This is a genomic window from Brucella oryzae (assembly GCF_041929965.1).
In the GTDB taxonomy this organism is placed as follows: domain Bacteria; phylum Pseudomonadota; class Alphaproteobacteria; order Rhizobiales; family Rhizobiaceae; genus Brucella; species Brucella oryzae.
In genome coordinates this window covers 34997-49417 of record NZ_JBHEEO010000002.1, presented here as the reverse complement: position 1 = coordinate 49417, position 14421 = coordinate 34997, and the positions used below count along the sequence as shown (strand labels likewise).

The following is a 14421-nucleotide window of genomic DNA, read 5'->3' as shown; positions in this document are numbered from 1 at the left end:
ACATGGCGCGTATTGAAAAAGTCGAACTGCGCATGGTCGACCTTCCGCCGAAGGTCAAGCGCACCGACGCGATCCAGAGCTTTGTGAGCCAGGAAACGCCGATTGTCACCATCACCGACAGTGATGGGGCGGTGGGGACGGGCTACAGCTACACCATCGGCACGGGCGGCTCATCCGTCATGCGGCTATTGAACGACCATTTGGTGCCGCTTATCCTGAATGAGGAAGCAGATTGCATCGAGGCGATCTGGCGTAAGCTCGAATTTGCAACCCACGCCACGACTATCGGGCCGATCACGGCTTTGGCGCTTGCGGCCATCGACACGGCATTGTGGGACTTGCGTGCGAAGAAGCAGAACCTACCGCTGTGGAAACTTGCGGGCGGTGCCAAGGATCGCTGTCCGCTTTACACGACCGAAGGTGGCTGGCTGCATATCGAGAAAGAAGCGCTGGTCGAGGATGCGCTTGCCGCCAAGGCCAAGGGCTTCTCCGGCTCCAAGGTGAAGATCGGCAAGCCGCATGGTTCGGAAGATTATGCGCGTCTTTCTGCCGTTCGTGCAGCCGTTGGTGACGGCTTTGAAATCATGACCGATTGCAATCAGGGCTTTACGGTGGATGAAGCAATCCGTCGCGCCGAGCGCCTGAAGGAACTTGATCTGGCATGGATCGAAGAGCCGCTTCCGGCTGACGATCTCGACGGTCATATCCGCCTGACCCGCTCCACACCGACACCGATTGCGGTGGGTGAATCGATCTATTCGATCCGCCATTTCCGCGAATATATGCAGAAGGGCGCTTGCTCCATCGTACAGGTGGATGTGGCGCGCATCGGCGGCATCACGCCATGGCTCAAAGTGGCGCACGCCGCAGAAGCCTTCGACATTCCGGTTTGCCCGCATTTCCTGATGGAGCTGCATGTCAGCCTCACCTGTGCCGTGCAGAACGGGCGCTATGTGGAATATATCCCGCAGCTTGATGACCTGACCACCAAGGGCATGGAAATTCGCGATGGCCACGCCATTGCGCCGTCCGAGCTGGGCATCGGTATCGAGTGGGATTGGGACGCCGTGCGCGCCCGGTCGATTTCGGAATTCACCCGCGAGATCGTGAGGGCGTAATGGTTCAAAGCCAGAAACAAAGAATGGGCATGGTGATCGGGCTTCAGCCTGAAAAGATCGCAGAATATAAGAAGCTGCACGCTGCCGTGTGGCCGGAAATTCTGGCGCTCATCTCGGAATGCAACATCACCAATTACACGATCTTTCTCAAAGAGCCGGAGAACCTGCTGTTCGGCACATGGGACTATGTCGGCACCGATTTTGAAGCCGACATGAAGAAGATGGCCGATAACCCGAAAAATCAGGAATGGTGGTCCGTCTGCATGCCGTGCCAGAAACCACTTGAAACCCGTAAAGAGGGTGAGTGGTGGGCGATGATGGAGGAGGTGTTTCATCATGACTGAGCTCTTTGATCCGAAAACCCTGCGTCAATGGTGGCCGAAGCCGAGCACACCGAAACCAATCGTGATTTTCGGCGCGGGCAGCATTGTCGGCGACGCGCATCTGCCCGCCTATAAGAAGGGCGGCTTTCCGGTTGCCGGCATTTTTGATCCCAATCTGGACAAGGCTAAAGAGCTTGCCGACCAGTGGGGCATCAAGGCTTTTGCCAGCGCTGAGGAAGCGATTGCCGTCGAAGGCGCGATCTTCGATCTTGCTACGCCGCCTTCAGCCCATGCTTCGATCCTCGCGCAATTGCCGGAAGGTGCGGCGGTTCTGATCCAGAAGCCGATGGGCAGCGATCTGGCCGCGGCAACGGAAATTCTAAAAGTCTGCCGCGCGCGCAATCTGAAAGCAGCGGTGAATTTCCAGCTGCGTTTCGCGCCGATGATGCTCGCCCTTTACGACGCGGTCGATAAGGGCTGGCTGGGCGAAGTCGTGGATTTCGACGCATGGCTGGCGCTTGCGACCCCTTGGGGACTGTGGCCTTTCCTCAAAGGTTTGCCGCGTATCGAAATCGCCATGCACTCGATCCATTATCTGGATTTCGTGCGTGGTTTGCTTGGCAATCCGCAAGGCGTTCACGCCAAGACCATCGGCCATCCGAACCATGAAGTTGCACAGACCCGCACCGCAGCGATTCTCGATTATGGCGATCGTGTGCGTTGTGCTCTGTCGGTCAATCACGACCATGATTTCGGCCGCAAGTTTCAGGCTTGCGAGTTTCGCATCTGCGGCACCGAGGGCGCTGCCTATGTGAAACTTGGCGTCAATCTCGATTATCCGCGTGGCGAGCCGGACGAACTCTGGATCAAGCCCAAGGGCGGTGACGATTGGGTTTCCGTGCCGCTCGAAGGTGCCTGGTTCCCGGACGCATTCTTGAACCGCATGGCGCAGTTGCAGCGCTTCGCGACCGGCGAAGATGCAGAGCTGATCGGCTCGGTCGAAGATGCCTGGCACACCATGGCGCTGGTCGAAGCGGCCTATCAGTCGAGCGCAGCCCCCGCCACGCCGCTTGCCGCAAAACCGGAGGTCTGATCATGGCCGAACAGAAAATCTACTACGAAGACTATGAAATGAACCATGTGCGCCTAACCTCAGGCCGCACGATCACCGAAACCGATTTCGTGGTTCACGCCGGCCATACGGGCGATTTCTTCCCGCATCATATGGATGCGGAATTCGCCAAGATCCTGCCGGGCGGTCAACGCATTGCGCATGGCACGATGATTTTTGCAATCGGTGTCGGATTGACCGCGACGCTGATCAATCCGGTTGCATTTTCCTATGGTTATGATCGTCTGCGGTTTATTCGTCCGGTACATATTGGAGATACGATCCGCACGCGGGTTACGATCAGTGCGAAGGAAGACGATCCCAAGCGCGCCAATATGGGACGCGTGACGGAGCGGTGCGAAGTGCTTAATCAGCGGGATGAAGTGGTGCTCGCTTGCGACCACATCCTGCTTGTCGAACGGAAGGCTTGAACATGACGATACGCTTTGATGGAAAAACCGCGCTGGTGACAGCCGCAGCACAAGGCATAGGCCGCGCCAGCGCGCTGGCTTTCGCGGAAGCGGGTGCCAAGGTCTATGCGACTGACATCAACATGGATGCTCTCAAGGAAATCGAAGGTGTCAACGGCATCATCACCCGCAAGCTCAACGTGCTTGACGAGGCTGAGGTGAAGTCGCTTGTCGCTGAGATCGGCCAGGTGGACATCCTGTTCAACTGCGCAGGCGTGGTCCATGGCGGCTCCATCCTCGAAATGAAGGACGAAGACCTCGACTTCGCCGTCAATCTCAACATTCGTTCGATGATCCGTACCATCCGCGCCGTGCTGCCGGGCATGCTGGAACGCAAGGACGGTTCTATCGTCAACATGGCGTCCGTCGCGTCGAGCGTGAAGGGTGTGCCGAACCGCTTTGCCTATGGCGTCACCAAGGCCGCTGTCATTGGTCTGACCAAGGCTGTTGCTGCCGACTATATTACCAAGGGCATTCGCTGCAACGCCATTTGCCCCGGCACGGTTGAAAGCCCGTCCTTGCAGGATCGTCTGCGTTCGCAGGGCGATTATGAAGAACAGCGCGCAGCCTTCATCGCCCGTCAGCCGATTGGCCGCATCGGTCAGCCGGAAGAAATCGCCGATCTCGCGGTCTATCTCGCTGGCGCGACCTATACGACCGGACAAGCTTACAACATTGATGGAGGCTGGACGATTTAGGGCAGTCGATATTCAGGCTCTGGCGGCCTGCAAATGGCATTTTTCTTCGCTTGCCTAGGCTCATGTACCTTTAAGTACACTCCGCTCCGGTTCTCGAAAAACACCATTTTCGGCACGTCATAGCCAGAATCTCAACCACCCTCAGCCCCATCTTTCATCCCTTTAAAGGAGTAAACTCATGAAATTTCTTCGTTACGGTGAAGCCGGTCAGGAAAAGCCTGGCATTCTCGATGCCGATGGCGCAATCCGCGATCTTTCCGCCCATGTAGGCGATCTTTCCGGTGCGGCCCTTGCCCCCGATGCGCTGGCCAAGCTTGGCGCAATCGACATCAATTCGCTGCCGAAGGTCGAAGGCAATCCGCGCCTTGGCCCGTGCGTTTCAGGCACCGGCAAGTTCATCTGCATCGGCCTCAACTATGCCGATCACGCTGCCGAATCCGGCATGGCCGTGCCGCCGGAGCCGGTCATCTTCATGAAGGCCACATCCGCCATTGTCGGCCCCAATGATGACCTGCTCATCCCGCGCGGCTCTGAAAAGACCGACTGGGAAGTAGAGCTTGGCATCGTCATCGGCAAGACCGCGAAATATGTCTCGGAAGAAGACGCGCTGGATTATGTCGCCGGCTACTGCACGCTGCATGACGTTTCCGAACGCGCTTTCCAGATCGAGCGCGCCGGTCAGTGGACCAAGGGCAAGTCCTGCGACACGTTTGGCCCGACCGGTCCATGGCTGGTGACGAAGGACGAAGTTGCCGACCCGCAGAATCTCAAAATGTGGCTCACCGTCAATGGTGAAACCATGCAGGACGGCTCGACCAAGACCATGGTTTACGGTGTTCGCCACCTCGTTTCCTATCTCTCGCAGTTCATGTCGCTTCAGCCGGGCGATATCATATCCACCGGTACGCCTCCCGGCGTCGGCATGGGCATGAAGCCGCCGCGCTACCTCAAGGCTGGCGACGTTGTCGAACTGGGCATTGAAGGCCTTGGTTCGCAGAAGCAGAACGTACGCGCTGACATCTAGGCTCTTTAAGCATGATCCCAAAACCGCTTGCCGCCTTTTGGGATCATACCCTGATCACGGATATATCATGACGAAAATCACTGACCTGCGCGTCTTCGATCTGCGTTTCCCGACTTCGCAAAGTCTGGACGGCTCGGATGCCATGAACCCGGACCCGGATTACTCGGCGGCCTATGTCATCCTCGATACGGATGATGCGTCGCTGAAGGGCCACGGCCTTACCTTCACCATTGGACGCGGCAACGACATTTGCTGTCAGGCGATTCTCGCCATGCGTCATCTGGTCGTGGGCGCTTCGCTGGAAGATTTCCGCGCGGCTCCCGGCAAGTTCTGGCGCTACCTGACCGGCGACAGCCAGCTGCGCTGGATCGGCCCGGACAAGGGCGCCATGCATCTGGCCACCGGTGCCGTCGTCAACGCCTTCTGGGACCTGGCTGCAAAGCAGGCTGGCAAGCCGGTATGGCGGCTTGTGGCCGACATGTCGCCCGAAGAAATCGCCGACATTGTCGATTATCGCTATCTCACCGATGCGCTGACGCGTGACGAAGCCGTCGCGATCCTGCGCAAGGCGGAAGCCGGTAAGGCGGAACGTATCGCCACGCTCGAAGCGGAAGGTTACGCCTGCTATACGACCTCGGCTGGCTGGCTCGGCTATGACGACGACAAGCTGCGCCGTCTTTGCCAGGAAGCCATCGATGAAGGTTTCGACCACGTCAAGATGAAGGTCGGCCGCGATCTCGAAGACGATATCCGTCGCCTGACCATCGCGCGCGAAGTGATCGGCCCGGATCGTTATCTGATGATCGACGCCAATCAGGTATGGGAAGTCGATCAGGCCATCGAATGGGTCAACAAGCTTGCCTTTTCCAAGCCGTTCTTCATCGAAGAACCGACCAGCCCCGACGATGTGGCAGGCCATCGCAAGATTCGCGAAGCCATTGGTGACGTGAAGGTTGCGACCGGCGAAATGTGCCAGAACCGCATCATGTTCAAGCAGTTCATCGCGGAAGGCGCTATCGACATCGTGCAGATCGATTCCTGCCGCATGGGCGGTCTGAATGAAGTTCTGGCTGTGTTGCTGATCGCTGCCAAGTTCGGCAAGCCGGTCTGGCCGCATGCGGGTGGCGTTGGCCTGTGCGAATATGTGCAGCATCTGTCGATGATCGATTATCTGGTCGTTTCGGGCACCAAGGAAGGCCGCGTGATCGAATATGTCGATCATCTGCACGAGCATTTCGTCGACCCGTGCGTCATCAGGAACGCGGCCTATATGCCGCCGTCTCTGCCGGGCTTCTCGATTGAAATGAAGCCGCAGTCGATTGCGGACTATACGTTCAAGGGTTGAGAGCCATCATATTCAAATGCAGAAAGGCCGCGCCGAAAAGCGCGGCTTTTTGCTTTACAGAAAGCGGATCATGAGCGCGCCGGTCAGCAGCAAAACGGCACCGGCGACGCGTCCCGCAGTGATTTCACGCACGGCAACGCCCATGAAGCCGATACGGTCGGCAGCCAGCCCGGCCATCAATTGTCCAGCAACAGCAAGCCCCATCACGGCAGCAGCCCCGATGCGTGGCGTCAGCAACACCGATGCGGTCACATAGATACAGCCAAGCGCACCGCCCACGACAAAGAGCCAGCCCGCAGGAACATTGAAGGCTGGCATTGCACCCGTCGCGCGCGCTGTAATTCCGGCAATAATGGCAAGGATGACGGCGCCGGACAGAAATGAAATTGCAGCCGCCGTTACCGGCGATCCCAACCCGCGAGCCAATGCCGCATTGATGGGAGCCTGAATAGCAATACAGGCACCGGAAAGGATGCCGAACAACGTCCAGAGCATGGATATTTCCTCGCTGGGTGAAGTGCTTGAATAAGAATTTGTCGAATGACCAGTCCTTGCAGAGGAAAACCGTCAGGTCAATATTCGAGCACGTTCATGTTGTCAGCGCATATTGGAAACAGTTTTGCATAGATGAGACCTAACAAAACGCAACAGAGCTGTTCAGCGACTTCGCTTTAACTGGAGAAGCTCCAGAATAAAGAGCGCACAAATCTGATCAACAAACATCATCATTGGAGGCTGTAGAAAACTGAATGGTGCCCGGAGGCGGATTCGAACCACCGACACGCGGATTTTCAATCCGCTGCTCTACCAACTGAGCTATCCGGGCATCCGTAACAAGCATTTGCTTGTTCGAGGCGGTGTTGGTTCCCGCCGGAAGTGGGTGGGTTATAGCATTAAATTCCGCGCTGTCCAGCACCGTATCGCAATTTTTATCAGCTTTTCTCACAGTTTCGATAAATAGCTGATTTTATTGCAAGAAGATGCTTTGAAACCGTCTAGTTTCCCTCTTCTTCCTCTTCATCAAGCGGCTTTCCCGGCAAGACATAGCTGCCCGACAGCCAGCGATTGAGGTCGATGCTTTTGCAGCGCGGCGAACAGAACGGATAGGATTCGCGTGATGAAGGCTTTCCGCATTCCGGGCAGGGGCGCGTCGGACGCAAGGGCGTCACGCGGGCGCCCGCTGCTGCTGATATGTCCTTCTTGTCGCTCATATCTGTTCTCAGACTTTCCCGCTATTCCAGTTAGCATAAACCGGATAGTCGACGTCGCTCAGCAGGCTTATGGCCTCCTGCAGCGGCAGCCCCACCACATTGGTATAGGAACCGACCAGCTTCACGACAAAACTGCCCGCCAGTCCCTGAATAGCATAGCCGCCCGCCTTGCCCCGCCATTCACCGGATGAAAGATAGGCATCCATCTGTTTTCGGGACAGCCGCTCGAAACGCAGCCGTGTTTCAACCAGCGTCTGGCGCAAGTTCCCGTTCGGCAGGACAAGACTCACCCCGGTGAAGACCTTGTGCGTGCGCCCCGAAAGCAGACGCAGGCATTCCCTTGCTTCGTCGGCAATCTCCGCTTTGGGGAGAATGCGACGGCCAACCGCCACAACAGTGTCGGCTGCAAGAATGAAGGCACCCGCGAAACTCGCATCGTCCTTCAATTGCTCCTGCGCCTTGCGCGCCTTTTCCCGCGACAGACGTTTCGCCAGCGAGCGCGGATGTTCGCCACGCTGCGGCGTTTCATCTATATCAGCCGGATAAATATGGTCCGGTTCGATGCCTGCCTGCCTCAGAAGCTCGATCCTGCGTGGAGAACCGGAGGCAAGAACCAGCTTGTGTTGCGCGCTCATCGAATAGACATTTCCTGGAACGGGAACGGACTGCTTACTTGAAGCGGTAGGTGATGCGGCCCTTGGTCAGATCGTAAGGGGTCATCTCAACCAGAACCTTGTCACCGGCCAGAACGCGGATGCGATTCTTGCGCATACGGCCTGCCGTATGGGCGATGATTTCATGTTCATTTTCGAGCTTCACGCGGAACATAGCATTGGGCAGCAGTTCCGTAACAACACCCGGAAATTCGAGGACTTCTTCTTTCGCCATGCGATACCTGTTTCTTTCTTTGGTAAAATGCCGCTCTCAAGCGGTCTTTAGGTCTGAATTTGCGCGGAACCTATATGATTAGGCGGCATTTGTGAACAACGGAATTCCGCGAACTTATTGCTTATGGAAACGCTGCGTGATTTGCCGCTTCAGACGGTCCCGCACATCGCGATATGCCGCCAAGAGCTGCCCCCTGCTGCCCGTTACAAGCGTGGGGTCCGGCGTCGGCCAATATTCGACATCAACCGAGAAACCCCGCATGCGTTCCAGCACAGTATGATGGGCAAGCGGTGTCAGCGTTACGATCAGGTCGAAATAACCGTCCGCCAGTTCTTCGAGGCCGCGCGGCTGCCGGTTATCGAGTGATAGGCCCTCTTCCTGAAGGACGGCATCGACAAACGGATCGCGTTCGCCTCGCATCACGCCTGCCGACGCTACATAAATATTGGGTGGCAGGGCTTTTCTTGCCAGTAATTCCGCCATGGGCGAACGAATTGCATTCTTGCCGCAGACGAAAAGCAGCGATTTTGGCAAGCGCTGTTTATGATCTTCGTTGTCATCGGTATTCACACTTGTCGAGGGGGCATCGGTGATGACCATCAATGATCAGCCTCTCCAGTGCAAAACGCAGACAAGTGTGAAAAGCCGCCGTGCCGTGTTGAAATCAACCTCGATCTTACCTTTTAGCCGGGCCTGCAGCGTTTGCGATCCTTCATTGTGCAGGCCGCGCCGTCCCATGTCGATTGCTTCGATCTTGCTTGGGGTCGCGGATCGGATCGCCTGATAATAGCTTTCGCAAATCATGAAATAATCACGCACCACACGACGCAAAGGCGTGAGGGAGAGGATATGGGTCGCGACGTCTTCGCCTGTTTCCCGTGCAATAGCGAAGATCAGCCGTGATTCCATCAGTGAAAGTTTCAGCCGGTATGGCCCACCCGTATCGTCTCCGATGGGATGGAACGAGTTTTCTTCGATGAGGTCAAAAATGGCCACCGCACGCTCATGCTCGACGTCAGGCGTCGAACGCCCGATGGACTCATCGAGCTCGACGTCAACAAGGCGGGCATTTGGAACACCGGCAGTCATGTCACCTCATAGATTCAACCGGATGGCGACAGACTGCGCGTGAGCATCGAGCCCTTCGGCGCGGGCAATCTCGATTGCAGCGGGTCCGAGAACACGCAGTTGGTCAGGGCCGAGCTTGAGCAGCGATGTGCGCTTCATATAATCGAGAACGGATAGGCCGGATGAAAAACGCGCCGAGCGCGCCGTCGGCAGAACGTGGTTACAACCGCCGACATAATCGCCAATCACTTCCGGCGTATAACCGCCGATGAAGATCGATCCTGCGTTGCGGATTTTTGGCAGCAAGGCTTCCGGATCTGCGGTGGCGATTTCCAAGTGCTCGGCTGCAATGCGGTTGGCAAGCGGAATGGCTGCCTCGAAATCCTCGACCAGAATAACCGCGCCGAAATCACGCCAGCTCGCGGCGGCAGTTTGCGCGCGCGGGAGGTTGCGAAGCTGCCGTTCGACAGCTTCTTCGACAGCCTGTGCGAGCGTTTCATCATTGGTCATGAGGATCGATTGCGCCGCTGTATCGTGCTCCGCTTGGGCGAGGAGGTCGGCGGCGATCCAGTCGGGATTGTTATCCTTGTCGGCAATGACCAGCACTTCCGACGGGCCGGCGATCATGTCGATGCCGACCGTGCCGAAGACGATGCGCTTTGCCGCCGCCACATAGGCGTTGCCGGGGCCCACGATCTTGGCAACGGGGCGAATGGTTTCGGTGCCATAGGCAAGCGCCGCAACAGCCTGCGCGCCGCCAACACGGTAGATTTCGGAAACGCCAGCCAGACGGGCAGCCACCAGAACCAGTGGATTGAGCACACCATCGGGCGCCGGAACCACCATGACGATGCGCTCCACGCCCGCCACCTTGGCGGGAACAGCGTTCATCAAGACAGAACTGGGATAGCTTGCCGTGCCGCCGGGAACATAAAGCCCCACAGCCTCGATAGCAGTCCAGCGCGAGCCAAGCTCCACGCCAAGCGCATCCGTATAGCGGTCATCCTTCGGCAATTGCCGCGCATGGTGTTTTTCGATGCGCTCACGGGCAAGCTTCAGTGCCTCGACCGTCGATGCCGGAGCCGCTTCGAAAGCCGCGTCGATTTCGGCCTCTGTGACCGCGAGGCCGGTTTTATCGAGATCGATCCGGTCGAAGCGGCGCGAATAGTCGATAAGCGCGCTGTCGCCTTCCCGGCGCACGCGGTCGACGATTTCGCGAGCCGCGCGATCGACATCCTCGGATGCCTCGCGCTTGCCTGCCAGAAATATCTCGAAATTATTCTCGAAATCGGGATCGGTTTGTCTGAGCGTCTTGACCACGCTTCTGTTCCTTCAAATATGCTTGCCGGACTTGGGTGCCCGGCTGACGAAAGATGGTTGTGCAGAACCTTCTCTCAGACGTTATGGCGAGGAAGCGATTCTGTTTCCCATGCCGCGCCAAGGTCCGTCATTTGCGCTTCGATACATTCTACCTCAAGACGGATAGCCGCATTTGCCGAGAAAGTCAGTTCTATTGTTCCGGCGGGTGTTTCGCCGGCAGTGAACTGAATGGCCATCAGGGAAAGCACTTCATCCGGCTTATGGCGGTCAATCCCGGTGGCCTTGGCTGCAATCACGCGATTGAAGTGCAGGGCCGTTTTTCGGCGCTGATATTTCGGCTTGCGCAGGAATTTCGGCTTGCTTTCTTCCCAGACGAAGCGGTTTGCCGTCAGGATGAAGCGCTTTTCATTCCCGATGTACTGGAGATCGGATACTTTCAAAACTGCGTCCTGAAGATGAGCGGACAGGACCTGCAAATCCTCCTCATCCAGCGCCACAAGCTTCAACATATCCATACTCCAGCACCACTTTCCCATTATTGGTCAATAACAGCTCCCGACAGGCGGAAAATCAATCGCCCGCTTGGCCGATTATCAACTTGGCATGTCAAAACAAAAAAATCGACAGGCTTTTCAAGCCTGTCGCCCTTTGAATTGGAATCTCAAACGCTACGCAGGAAAAAGCCGGAACACTGAATGTCACTCCGGCCTGTTCTGATCAGCCACTGATACGTTCTACTGTCGCGCCGCAACGGGACAATTTTTCTTCAAGACGCTCGAAGCCGCGATCCAGATGATAAACGCGGTTGACCAAGGTTTCGCCCTCCGCGGCGAGCCCAGCGATCACAAGCGAAACCGAGGCTCGAAGATCCGTTGCCATCACCTGTGCGCCTTTCAGGCGCTCCACGCCCTCGACGGTTGCAGTCTGGCCGGAAAGGGAGATTTTTGCGCCGAGACGTGCCAGTTCCTGCACGTGCATGAAACGATTTTCAAAAATGGTTTCCGTGATACGTGAAGTTCCCTTTGCCTTGGTCATCAGGCCCATGAACTGTGCCTGCAAGTCGGTCGGGAAGCCGGGGAAGGGGTCGGTCGTGACGTCGACGGGGTGGATGCCGTGGCCGTTACGCACCACACGCAGGCCGCTATTGGTCTCGGTGATTTCAGCGCCAGCCTGGCGCAGCGTTTCAAGAGCGGCGGAAAGCTGGCTTTCCTGCGCGCCTTCCAGAAGCACGTCGCCGCCCGTCATGGCGACGGCCATGGCATAGGTTCCGGTTTCAATGCGGTCCGGAATGACGCGGACCCGCGCGCCGGAAAGGCTGGTGACGCCTTCCACATGAATGGTGCCGGTTCCAGCACCGGTGATCTTTGCGCCCATCGCATTGAGGCAGTCGGCAAGATTGACGACTTCCGGCTCGCGAGCGGCATTTTCGATGATCGTTTCGCCCTTTGCGAGCGTTGCTGCCATCAGCATGACATGGGTCGCGCCGACAGAAACCTTCGGGAACTTGTAGCGCGCTCCGACGAGACCATTTCTGGCCTTTGCCTTGGCATAGCCGTTTTCGATTTCGATATCGGCTCCAAGAGCTAATAATGCTTCGAGGAGAAGATCGACCGGACGCGTGCCGATGGCGCAGCCGCCCGGCAGGGAAACATTGGCTTCACCCATACGGGCGAGAAGAGGCGCAATCACCCAGAAACTTGCACGCATCTTGGACACGAGTTCGTAGGGTGCTGTGGTGGTGACGATGTTGCGGGCGGTGAAATGGATCGTACGCGAATAGGCTCCATCCTGATGCTCGCGGCGTCCATTGACCGAATAATCGACACCATGATTGCTGAGGATGCGGATCAACTGTTCGACGTCGGCCAGATGCGGCACATTTTCGAGCGTCAGCGTATCGTCGGTCAGAAGCGAGGCGATCATCAACGGCAGAGCAGCGTTTTTTGCGCCGGAGATTGGGATGATGCCGTTGAGCTTGTTGCCGCCGACGATTTTGATGCGATCCATACTGTGTCACCTTCTGGGCCGATGCCTTGCCCGATAAAATTGCGCCAAATCCGGCAGCCCTTGTGGCGCGGTGGCGCTGCGTCATGAAATTACGAGTCTTGCGGCCAAATTACGTCAAAAACGAATCACAATGGGACGATATCGCTGCAAAGGACAGAAATGAGCTTTTACCGCAGAGCCCCCCTATCTTCAAGGAAGGCTTTGTTGCTGTGGTGCTCAGTCGGTATTGTCGCTTGCCGCAGTGATCCCGTCGTTTCGTTCATCCGCTTCGCCTGCGCGACGCGATCTGGATTGGGCTTTGCGGCGCATCAGATTCGCGCGCAACTCCTCGGCCCGGCGCTTTTTGCGCTGGTCCGACTGGGTTTGTTTCTCTTTGTTGGTCGTATTTTCGCTCATAGCGGTCTTTTACTACGGGAGAAAGCGCCGGAAAAGCGGCTTTCAAATGCGTGTTCGGCAGATTTCCACATTATGTGAAAAGAAATGCAATTGCTTGCTTGCGATTTGCGTAACGATGTGGCAGAAGTCCGCCGCACTCAAGAGATTGCTGCGGTAGCTCAGTGGTAGAGCACTCCCTTGGTAAGGGAGAGGTCGAGAGTTCAATCCTCTCTCGCAGCACCATTATCCTCCGATCAAAATCTAAAAAATTGGTTTTCACGTGGTTTCCGGTAGTGCTGGTTATCATGGAGAGCGTGTTATTTCTCGATTTTGTTCAAGCCGTTTCAAGCGCATGTTGTCGCTTTTCTTTCGCAGTTGATCTTTTCGATGTATACTCATCGGCAGACCGTCAGGCTCTGGCGGATGAATTATTATCACAGAAGCGCGGATCTATTCGCTAATCGTGCGGAAGCCGGAAATTGCGTGCAGGCCATGTCCTGACCGCCGCCTTTGTCGTCAGGACTGCCTAACTAGCAGGAGGAGCGTCATGGCACAGTTTCATGTTATCGCGGGACGAGACCAGTCGATCTTTTACCCCGAAGTTAAACGTATCCGCATGGCGGATGTATTTGATGCCTTGCGTCTGGGGTTTAACGATTTCTGGGCAAAGCCTTCGCATTATGTTTTTCTTTGTCTCATATATCCGTTTGCGGGATTGCTCATTACCTATTGGAGCACGAACGCAAACGCGCTGCCGCTTTTATTCCCTTTGATGTCCGGTTTTGCTTTGATCGGACCGATTGCTGCGTTGCCGCTTTATGAGATGAGCCGACGCCGTGAAGAGAAGTTGGATACGTCGTGGAAACGTGCGCTGGATGTGAGCCATTCTCCGGCATTGCCGTCTATCATGGCTGTCGGCGCTTTTCTCTTCGCAATCTTTGTCGCATGGTTGCTGGTGGCCCAGAACCTCTATGTTCACTATTTCGGTCCGATGCCGCCCGAAAGCTTCTCCATGATGATGAACCAGATATCGTCAACTGAAGAAGGGCGTAGTCTGATCTTCACTGGCTGCGGGATCGGATTGCTTTTTGCAATCGTGGTCCTGTGCTCGACGATTGTGACTTTCCCGATGCTGCTTGATCAGGATTGCGGTGCGGCGGCAGCGGTTGCGACATCGTTGCGTGTCGTCATGCGCAACCCCGTGGAATCGCTGCTCTGGGCTGCAATCGTAACCGCGATGCTGATCGTCGGTTTTGCCACGATGTTTGCCGGATTGGCAGTAGTAATACCCATCCTTGGGCATGCGACCTGGCATCTCTATCGAAAGACGGTTACGCACCCGGCAGCAATGCGTAAAAATAAAGAGACAGAGCATTTCCGATGATTCAATCAAAACAGGAAATGCTCTGGCCGGAGAAGCTGATCGGTCAATCCCCTTCCAAAGCAACGTCTTGAAGGGGATT

At 56.5% G+C, this 14421-nt stretch carries 18 protein-coding genes and 2 tRNA genes; 9 read left to right on the top strand and 11 right to left on the bottom strand.

Annotated elements, in window-relative coordinates; translation table 11 throughout:
- Positions 1 to 2: 2 nt before the first annotated feature.
- The 7 genes from JNC70_RS02135 to JNC70_RS02105 all read left to right on the top strand — a co-directional run bounded on the left by JNC70_RS02135 (position 3) and on the right by JNC70_RS02105 (position 6089).
- Positions 3 to 1118 (top strand): mandelate racemase/muconate lactonizing enzyme family protein, encoded by a 1116-nt coding sequence (locus JNC70_RS02135; RefSeq protein ID WP_374788538.1) that lies wholly within the window; start codon positions 3 to 5, stop codon positions 1116 to 1118.
- Positions 1118 to 1462: an L-rhamnose mutarotase gene (locus JNC70_RS02130; RefSeq protein WP_104754657.1), complete on the top strand. Its 345-nt coding sequence runs from the start codon at positions 1118 to 1120 to the stop codon at positions 1460 to 1462. The genes JNC70_RS02135 and JNC70_RS02130 overlap by 1 nt, the downstream gene beginning before the upstream one ends.
- A complete protein-coding gene (locus JNC70_RS02125) occupies positions 1455 to 2534 on the top strand; it encodes a Gfo/Idh/MocA family protein (RefSeq protein WP_104754656.1) in 1080 nt (359 codons plus the stop codon). Before JNC70_RS02130 ends, JNC70_RS02125 begins: the two co-directional genes overlap by 8 nt.
- Before the next feature lie 2 nt (positions 2535 to 2536).
- The gene (locus tag JNC70_RS02120) at positions 2537 to 2983 is read left to right on the top strand and encodes a MaoC/PaaZ C-terminal domain-containing protein (RefSeq protein WP_104754655.1); all 447 of its coding nucleotides are present in this window, start codon (positions 2537 to 2539) and stop codon (positions 2981 to 2983) included.
- Positions 2984 to 2985: 2 nt separating this feature from the next.
- Positions 2986 to 3720 (top strand): SDR family oxidoreductase, encoded by a 735-nt coding sequence (locus JNC70_RS02115; protein WP_104754654.1) that lies wholly within the window; start codon positions 2986 to 2988, stop codon positions 3718 to 3720.
- 178 nt (positions 3721 to 3898) lie between these two features.
- Positions 3899 to 4744, top strand: a complete 846-nt coding sequence (locus JNC70_RS02110) for a fumarylacetoacetate hydrolase family protein (protein ID WP_104754653.1) — start codon at positions 3899 to 3901, stop codon at positions 4742 to 4744.
- A 67-nt stretch (positions 4745 to 4811) separates the two neighbouring features.
- Positions 4812 to 6089, top strand: coding sequence for an L-fuconate dehydratase (locus JNC70_RS02105; protein WP_104754652.1), 1278 nt, complete (start codon positions 4812 to 4814; stop codon positions 6087 to 6089).
- Positions 6090 to 6143: 54 nt separating this feature from the next.
- On the opposite strand, the gene JNC70_RS02100 is transcribed toward JNC70_RS02105, so the two are convergent.
- The 11 genes from JNC70_RS02100 to JNC70_RS02050 all read right to left on the bottom strand — a co-directional run bounded on the left by JNC70_RS02100 (position 6144) and on the right by JNC70_RS02050 (position 12979).
- Positions 6144 to 6584 (bottom strand): DMT family transporter, encoded by a 441-nt coding sequence (locus JNC70_RS02100; RefSeq protein WP_104754651.1) that lies wholly within the window; start codon positions 6582 to 6584, stop codon positions 6144 to 6146.
- A 255-nt stretch (positions 6585 to 6839) separates the two neighbouring features.
- Positions 6840 to 6915, bottom strand: a tRNA-Phe gene (locus JNC70_RS02095).
- Between the two features lie 169 nt (positions 6916 to 7084).
- The gene (gene yacG, locus JNC70_RS02090; protein WP_104754650.1) at positions 7085 to 7300 is read right to left on the bottom strand and encodes a DNA gyrase inhibitor YacG; all 216 of its coding nucleotides are present in this window, start codon (positions 7298 to 7300) and stop codon (positions 7085 to 7087) included.
- Between the two features lie 8 nt (positions 7301 to 7308).
- A complete protein-coding gene (locus JNC70_RS02085; protein ID WP_104754649.1) occupies positions 7309 to 7935 on the bottom strand; it encodes a Maf-like protein in 627 nt (208 codons plus the stop codon).
- A gap of 34 nt (positions 7936 to 7969) precedes the next feature.
- A complete protein-coding gene (gene infA / locus JNC70_RS02080) occupies positions 7970 to 8188 on the bottom strand; it encodes a translation initiation factor IF-1 (protein WP_002965531.1) in 219 nt (72 codons plus the stop codon).
- Between the two features lie 114 nt (positions 8189 to 8302).
- Positions 8303 to 8788, bottom strand: coding sequence for an arsenate-mycothiol transferase ArsC (locus tag JNC70_RS02075; RefSeq protein ID WP_104754648.1), 486 nt, complete (start codon positions 8786 to 8788; stop codon positions 8303 to 8305).
- A 6-nt stretch (positions 8789 to 8794) separates the two neighbouring features.
- Positions 8795 to 9277, bottom strand: coding sequence for a UPF0262 family protein (locus JNC70_RS02070; protein ID WP_104754647.1), 483 nt, complete (start codon positions 9275 to 9277; stop codon positions 8795 to 8797).
- 6 nt (positions 9278 to 9283) lie between these two features.
- Entirely contained in the window at positions 9284 to 10576 is a 1293-nt protein-coding gene (hisD, locus tag JNC70_RS02065) for a histidinol dehydrogenase (RefSeq protein ID WP_104754646.1), read from the bottom strand.
- A 74-nt stretch (positions 10577 to 10650) separates the two neighbouring features.
- Positions 10651 to 11091: a DUF2948 family protein gene (locus JNC70_RS02060; protein ID WP_104754645.1), complete on the bottom strand. Its 441-nt coding sequence runs from the start codon at positions 11089 to 11091 to the stop codon at positions 10651 to 10653.
- A gap of 202 nt (positions 11092 to 11293) precedes the next feature.
- Positions 11294 to 12583, bottom strand: a complete 1290-nt coding sequence (gene murA / locus JNC70_RS02055; RefSeq protein WP_104754644.1) for a UDP-N-acetylglucosamine 1-carboxyvinyltransferase — start codon at positions 12581 to 12583, stop codon at positions 11294 to 11296.
- 216 nt (positions 12584 to 12799) lie between these two features.
- Complete coding sequence (locus JNC70_RS02050; RefSeq protein WP_104754643.1) at positions 12800 to 12979, bottom strand: hypothetical protein; 180 nt, start codon at positions 12977 to 12979, stop codon at positions 12800 to 12802.
- Positions 12980 to 13126: 147 nt separating this feature from the next.
- On the opposite strand from JNC70_RS02050, the gene JNC70_RS02045 reads away from it, so the two are divergent.
- Together JNC70_RS02045 and JNC70_RS02040 are read left to right on the top strand one after the other, a co-directional pair.
- Positions 13127 to 13201 (top strand) — tRNA-Thr (locus JNC70_RS02045).
- Between the two features lie 304 nt (positions 13202 to 13505).
- On the top strand, positions 13506 to 14342 hold the full coding sequence (locus JNC70_RS02040; protein ID WP_104754642.1) for a DUF2189 domain-containing protein: 837 nt from the start codon (positions 13506 to 13508) through the stop codon (positions 14340 to 14342).
- Positions 14343 to 14421: the final 79 nt, after the last annotated feature.